This window comes from Nocardia sp. NPDC049190 (assembly GCF_040648115.1).
Taxonomy (GTDB): domain Bacteria; phylum Actinomycetota; class Actinomycetes; order Mycobacteriales; family Mycobacteriaceae; genus Nocardia.
Genome location: NZ_JBEZDE010000090.1, coordinates 1 through 6,758 on the forward strand (window position 1 = coordinate 1; position 6,758 = coordinate 6,758).

General features: G+C 57.7%; 6 protein-coding genes and 1 pseudogene. 4 read left to right on the forward strand and 3 right to left on the reverse strand.

The genetic code is table 11. The features are described from left to right. The 3 genes from AB0B25_RS31760 to AB0B25_RS31770 all read right to left on the reverse strand — a co-directional run. A partial coding sequence (locus tag AB0B25_RS31760) for a hypothetical protein (RefSeq protein WP_357187448.1) occupies nucleotides 1-373 on the reverse strand: 373 nt, incomplete at its 3' end. 63 nt (nucleotides 374-436) lie between these two features. Then, nucleotides 437-2,230 (reverse strand): HEXXH motif domain-containing protein, encoded by a 1,794-nt coding sequence (locus AB0B25_RS31765; protein ID WP_357187451.1) that lies wholly within the window; start codon nucleotides 2,228-2,230, stop codon nucleotides 437-439. Then, nucleotides 2,227-3,450 carry an FxsB family cyclophane-forming radical SAM/SPASM peptide maturase gene (locus tag AB0B25_RS31770; RefSeq protein ID WP_357187454.1) on the reverse strand — a complete coding sequence of 408 codons (1,224 nt, stop codon included), beginning with the start codon at nucleotides 3,448-3,450 and terminating at the stop codon, nucleotides 2,227-2,229. Before AB0B25_RS31770 ends, AB0B25_RS31765 begins: the two co-directional genes overlap by 4 nt. A gap of 55 nt (nucleotides 3,451-3,505) precedes the next feature. On the opposite strand from AB0B25_RS31770, the pseudogene AB0B25_RS31775 reads away from it, so the two are divergent. From AB0B25_RS31775 to AB0B25_RS31790, 4 genes and pseudogenes are all read left to right on the forward strand, one after another. After that, nucleotides 3,506-4,031 (forward strand): annotated as a pseudogene (locus AB0B25_RS31775) (IS5 family transposase); the annotation flags it as partial. A gap of 279 nt (nucleotides 4,032-4,310) precedes the next feature. Then, on the forward strand, nucleotides 4,311-4,601 hold the full coding sequence (locus AB0B25_RS31780) for a hypothetical protein (RefSeq protein ID WP_357187457.1): 291 nt from the start codon (nucleotides 4,311-4,313) through the stop codon (nucleotides 4,599-4,601). A 56-nt stretch (nucleotides 4,602-4,657) separates the two neighbouring features. After that, complete coding sequence (locus tag AB0B25_RS31785) at nucleotides 4,658-5,842, forward strand: FxsB family cyclophane-forming radical SAM/SPASM peptide maturase (protein WP_357187460.1); 1,185 nt, start codon at nucleotides 4,658-4,660, stop codon at nucleotides 5,840-5,842. A gap of 583 nt (nucleotides 5,843-6,425) precedes the next feature. Beyond that, the coding region (locus AB0B25_RS31790; RefSeq protein WP_357187462.1) for a hypothetical protein at nucleotides 6,426-6,758 on the forward strand (333 nt) is incomplete at its 3' end.

The following is a 6,758-nucleotide window of genomic DNA, read 5'->3' on the forward strand; positions in this document are numbered from 1 at the left end:
ACCGGTCTACATCATCCTCCAAAGGGATGACACGCTCCCCGCACGCGGCCTCCACGATATCCAGCAGCAGCGGGTCGCGATAAATCCCGGGAACCAGTGATGAAAGCTGATCTACGACATCACCACCGAGAGTGGTCATGCGACGAGGCGAGTTCTCCATGCACTCCATGAGAAACTCTTTCCTCACCCCTTCGCGCCGCAACCTCCTGATCTCGTCCTGCAGAAGCAGCAGCCCAGGAAGAGATATCAGCCCCGGAAAAACCGCATAATGCTTGGCGACATAATTCATGGCACAAAATTGCAGGGTTGATGATCCCGGTCCGAATTCCTTCACATCGAGAAGGATTTCGCCGTATGTCTTGTCGTTCTTCAAGGTCACACCTTATAGGAAATTTGGACGTGCGTGATAGACACGTCCCGATATTGATTACGATTATTATCGTGTAAGCCAGTGAACAAGATCAACGATGTCACAGGTGACACCGCGATCGGCAAGAGCGCAATACATGTGCGCCACAATTTCAGTACGTTCACGAAGCAGCGATAGATCGGCTTCGGCATGCAGTTGCGGTAACACGAGGGCGAGACCTGTCCACGTTTGCGGACGGACTTGGTCGTTGTGTAACTCCGCTACATAGCGAGCGGCAGCTTGCTCAAAATTCCCGACCGTACAGGCGAAATCTCCGGAGCCATCGTCCTCGGCGCTTTGCGGAACGGACATGGCAGCATGTCGTGTCAACGCGTGCGGCAACGTAAGTCTGTGGTGACCGTTGGGTATCCCATCCTGATCTACAATCGTCGCCGGAGGCAGACCACCAGCTGACGGCGAGCCATTCATCCATCTGTCGACCAGGGCGACAACATCGCTGAAGGCAGGCTTCAGATTCCGCACTCGCCAGAACGCCTTCAGACAAATCGAGACGTCTGCGGCAACTTCACGAGCCTTCGCGGATATATCTTCGGACTGCCAGGAGGCCATGCTGTCGGACAGCGTCGTGAGAAACTTCTCCCCGGTCGGAGTAAGTACTCCCGATGACCTGACTTGCTCCAGGGCGGTTGCTACTTGGCGACGTCCACATTCGAACTCCAGCTCGGCACGCAGGTCTCCATGACAACTCGACCTTCGATGCACACGCCAGAAATCGGTCACCCCGAAGAATGCGTAGATCCCGTGCATGAGGCCATATATCGGGCGTGGGTCTATGCGCCAAGGAGCATAGAAACGCGCGGTCAGGTCCGGCTCGAACAGCACTGCCTGGTCGGCCAGCAGGCTGAACTTCGCGTGCTGGAATTCATGAATCAGCGTGAGAGCCAATTGGCAGGAGTCTTCAGGCGCCGTCGAATAGACTGCCCCGTACCCGGTTGGCGATGTCCAACTCTGACCGGTCACCTCCGGCTTCGCGGTGAGCGGCACAATTACGTGCAAGCCGGCACGCATCGGCCCATGATATCGGGCGAAATCGCGGCGTAGCACCTGCCAGGCGCCACGAAAATGTTCAGCCCAGGTCAAAGCGTCTGCTACGCCCAGCGGGTCCGGCGGCAATTCGAACAGATCGGGCAACTTTACGTCGAAGTCGCGAAACGGGTCGAGATCATCCAGGTACAGGCGGTGCGCCGAATCATCCGCGTCCAGACTGCGTTGCGGTAGCCAGTTCGGCGTAGTTTCCGAATCGCGTGACGCGACGACAAGCGTGGTGTCGTGATATTCGAAAGTCAGTACGTCATCGGCTGACCAACTGAGTGTGCAATGGCCGCATTCTGCGACGTCACCCAATCGTGCCATACCGATAAGCGGAAGCATCACCACCCCGGAGCGAACTACCACTTGCACTGCCCCAGGACGGCCGACGATGATCTGCCCACTCGCGGCGAGCCAGCCGAGGTAGCCGAGGTCGGCCCACAGCGGAGTCGGTTGTGCGGCATCGTAATCAGTGAAGTTCAGACGCCGGAAAATCGAGGTGAGCCAGTTTCCGACATGTGGGTACGACAACAACTCCGCGACCGAATCGAAATCGGCCTGTAGCAGGTCCGCAAGCGATCGGTGCGCGGACTCGACATCCGCGAAGTCGTCGGGCCTATCCGCCGCGAGTCTTGCCAGTAGTGCGTGCAAGAGGATCAGTCGCCCGCGCAGCGCTTCCTCGGCAAGAGCAACGACAGTTTCATCCGTTCCATATCCGGACCCGAGTTCGCTGATCGCCGTTTCGATATTCGAGGTATCGGTGGATGTCACTTTGTTGTCACCTTATCGAGGTCGTCTTCCAGCCGGACTTTGATGTGCCGGATCAGCGCAGCGAGATCACTGCAGTAAACCGACGGATTCTGGAACCCGGTGTCCGCGCGATACCGATGCACATAGTCTCCGCCGCCGCAGATATCCCTTAGCGAACACGACATGCACGTGTCACTCAGCGCCGCACTGCCGATCTGACGGGCCACGATCCCTGGATCCCATAGCGCATGATTCAGCCGGTCCCCCATTCCCGTGTTTGCGATTGTGGCGATCCGGGTAGCGCCGGAGAACGTCGATTTCAACGAATCGACTTGTTCAAGGGTTCCATCGGTTTCGATGATGGCGACCTGAATAGGTGCGTGCCCTACCGATATACCGCGACCTCGCCCGCCGAAAAGCAGATGAATGATGTTGTCGAACAGTCGAATCTGGGTTTCCACTTCCGGAGCGCCGTACCAGCGATCGAAAATCGGAATGAGCCACTCGGCGTATGGAGCCGCCTCTTGATCCTCGATTTTGCCCTGCGGAGGTGATTCCCAATTGCTGTGCGGCAGCAGGAAATCAACGCCCGGCGGACAGAACGCGAGTAGTTCTTCATACGTTTGGATCGGATCGTTGGCGAGATCGATAGTGCACAGTAGGCCACCGAACAGTTTGCTGTTCCGGTATTTACGTAGCTGCTCCACCCCTCGTGCGACGTCGTCGTAACTCCCATCGCCGCGACGTGATTTTCGATGGCGATCATGAGCATTACGACCACCGTCGAGACTCACGCCGATGACTACGCCCCACTGGTCGCAGATCCGAAGGAACTCCTCGTCGATGAGCACCCCGTTGGTCTGCACACCCAACCGCACCTCGGCTAACGGCCCCAAGCATTCTCGGGCGTGCCGCGCGAAGAATTCGAACCGGGCGTGGCCCGCGAGTAAAGGCTCACCGCCATGAAAAACAAGGCTGACGGCGGGGACCTCGAAGCGACTGACATGATCGGCGATGCCGCGGCACGCATCGATAAATATTTCCTCGGCCATTAACATCGGCTGGTCGCGCCAACTTTGGTCGATCATTTCGTACATATAGCAGTAATCGCAGGCCAGATTGCATCTGCTATGTATCTTGATCACGAACTCGTTGAATGGGTACGGGCGCCATCCGGATGATCGGAGGGCGTCGACATCCAATCCTGCCGATGGCCACGGACTCAAGGTCAAATCGGTCATTATTAAACACCTCGACAAGTGCAGGAGCAATACAGCGTCCACCTCGGGGGCGGCGATCGACTGGTCACGGGCGGTGGTAGACGCGGCATCGGTACGGGCGAAAAAAGGGGTGCCATGACCGGCCCGAGCCCGGTCGGCCGCGGCAAGTCCGGTTCGAAGCTCCATGTGCTGTCCGACCGCGCTGGAATACCTATGGCCGTGGCCGTCTCGGTGGCCAATACCAACGACTCCGATGCATTGCGCCCGCTCGCGCGAGCCATCCCGCAGTGCGTTCGCGACGCGGTCCACGTCGGCGCCGCCCAGCGAAGTTGCACGCCGACAAGGCATACGACCACACCGAAGTACGCCGTTGGGTCCGCGACCGGGGGATCGGTGTCCGCATCGCACGCAAAGGCATCGAATCCAGCGACCACCTCGGCCGCCACCGATGGGTAATCGAACGAACGATCTCCTGGCTGACCGGCTACCACCGGCTCAACATCCGCTACGACCGCAAAGCCACACACTTCCTCGGATTCCTCACCCTCGCCGCAGCCCTCACCGGCTACAAGAAACTCGCCAAGACGAAACCTACGACGTGAGACACGATCTTAGCTAGTCCAAGTTGTGGTGGGCGGGTAGTGCAAGCCGTTGTGACACATGGTCGCTCATTCGCAAGAGAATGTCTACGGATTCATTTGGTTCCATAGTTGCCGAATCTGTACAAGTCGTCAGTGGTGTGGGTGATCGATACTCTTGAGAGCTGTGGAGTTCGTGTTCAGTTGTGAAGATGCTCATCGGAAAATTTGAAGCACCTAACGCTGCACCGAACCCCGTCAATAACCTTGCGCTGGTAATCAAACCGGGAAACGGAGAAAATCATGGTTGTGAACCAGGGCGGCGAGCGTCAGAGGCGGCCGATCCCCATCCGTACCGCCTCTGCTGCGGCGCTGACGCTGGCGGCCGTCGCCGCTATGCCCGCGGGAGCAGCTGCAGCGGGCGCCGATTCCGTTGCGGTGCAGACAGAGCTAACAACCCCCACCCTTGCCGAAATTGCAAAAATGGACCCTGGGAAACTGCTGGCAGAATGCAGTCCAGCGCTCCGTGCAACACTTGAGCGTTACATGACGCAAAAGGATGGTATAGACGAAATCGCAATATTCGGTAACTAAACGTAGTAGAAAGAACTGGCGCGTTGAACAATCACCTGGCACGGAATTCCCGGCCAATGATCAGCCCTGATGTGGAGCAACTTCGTGCCCGAGGATGGCGGCCATTGCCGTTCATAGAATTTGTCATCAAAATTCACAGTCGCTGCAATCTCGCCTGCGACTACTGTTATGTCTACGAGATGGCCGACCAAAGTTGGCGGCAGCAACCGGTAAGGATGCGTGACGATCTCTTCTTGGAGACGTGCCGTTTAATACGAAGCCATGCAGAAGAGCATGCTCTCCCCGCCGTGAGTCTTGTATTCCACGGCGGGGAGCCTCTTTTGGTAGGACATGATAGGATGGCGTATTTTGCGCGGAATGCGCGGGAATTGCTTGAGCCGGTCACTGCGCTTCGACTTAGAGTGCAAACGAACGGGGTCCTTCTAGACAATAAGTTTCTTGAAATCTGCGAGCGCCATCGGATTATGGTCGGAGTTAGCGTCGATGGAAATCAACAGGCTCATGACCGTCATCGGATCAATCGACGGGGGATCGGCAGTTATGACCATGTCGCAAAGGCGCTAGCGCGTCTGGCCAGTCCAGAGTACCGCAGTCTGTACTCGATCCTGCTGTGCACGATCGACGTTGCGAACGATCCGATTGCAACCTACGAGGCTCTGCTGGGGTTCGAGCCTCCCGTTATCGACTTCCACCTCCCTTACGGGAACTGGACTACACCACCGCCGGCGAAGTCAGATGCACTGGCAACGACAGCATACGGCGACTGGCTGATCGAGATCTTCGACCGCTGGTATGGCGCTCCCGTTTTGGAAACTCGTATCAGGATTTTCGATCACGTGATGGGATTATTGCTCGGCAGACAACAGCCGTCAGAATTCGTGGGTTTGGCGCCAATGCAGTTCGCTGTGATCGAGACGGATGGCAGCGTCGAACAGGTTGATTCATTGAAGTCGGCCTACGCTGGCGCCGCTTCTCTCGGTATCACCGCAGAAGGGAATCCACTCGACCAGGCGATGTGGGCACCCGGAATTATCGCACGGCAGATCGGCATTGCCGCGCTCGGGGATACATGTCGATCGTGTTCACTCGTCGGTATCTGCGGCGGCGGTCACTATGTCCACCGATACCGGGAGGGTTCCGGATTTCGTAACCCGTCGGTCTACTGCGCCGACCTTCAGAAGCTGATCGGTCACATCGAATCGCGCCTTCGCGCGGATCTCACCGCTGCAATGAGATCGTAAAGGCGTTTATGTCTTCCAGCATACCTGAGCTAGATTCAGTTGTAACGGACTTCGCGACTGGATATGGGGCTCCGGCGACCATCGAGTTCCTTTCCAAGAGAATTCTGCGTTGTCGTATGATCTTGCTGCGAATATTGATATTCGAGGCGACGAACAACTATTATGCCGATGCCGAGATTTCGCAACTCTCCGTTGCATACGAGGCCCTCAGCGAAATGCAGCGAGTGTGCCAAGAGGACGTCGATGTGTTACTTCTGAGTCCTCACACCGGAACCTGGTTGGCACACCGCCTGCGCCGGGCTGACGCCTATATAGCGGAAGGGAACATCCTCGCCTCCGCTATGGACAGACCTCGCCTACCGGGGAGGCAGACAAGATAAGGCGAATAGGGGCAACCATCACTGCCGGCCACCTCGCCGCGCTGTCGCCCTACCTACGAGCCCACATCAGCCGCTTCGGTGCCTACGTCACCGACGAACTCACCCACCAACCCGACCCGTTCGACCCAGCACTCACCGAGGTCGACTTCACCACCTGTGACCTCGCTGCCTGACAGCCCGGTCACAGCGACAAGAAACCCTCGATGGACGGATCGGGCGGCGGTGAAATCATCGCGAAAATGCTGCAGGCAGCCAAGCGCATCGTCGACGCGATTGTTGACAAAGCCGCCCCGCGAATCAGCGAAACACACCACAAAGTCTCGCACGGAATACAGGACCACCTCGGACGGGTCGGGCACGAAGACGAGCAGCTCGCACCCGAGCTCGACAGGATTGGTTCGGCTGCGCGCATGGACCGCGATACCGCCGCCGAATACCCGGAATCCGGCGCAGGTGCGCAGAGACCAGTCTACGGGCCGGACCCGAACCGATTCGAAATATTTTCGGAAGAGGCCCAGGAATTGTATGAGCAGGTC

Excerpts from the sequence above, each read along its gene's own strand:
- AB0B25_RS31770 (WP_357187454.1), bottom strand. The coding sequence starts at position 3,450 with ATGACCGATTTGACCTTGAGTCCGTGGCCATCGGCAGGATTGGATGTC.
- AB0B25_RS31780 (WP_357187457.1), top strand. The coding sequence starts at position 4,311 with ATGGTTGTGAACCAGGGCGGCGAGCGTCAGAGGCGGCCGATCCCCATC.
- AB0B25_RS31785 (WP_357187460.1), top strand. The coding sequence starts at position 4,658 with ATGATCAGCCCTGATGTGGAGCAACTTCGTGCCCGAGGATGGCGGCCA.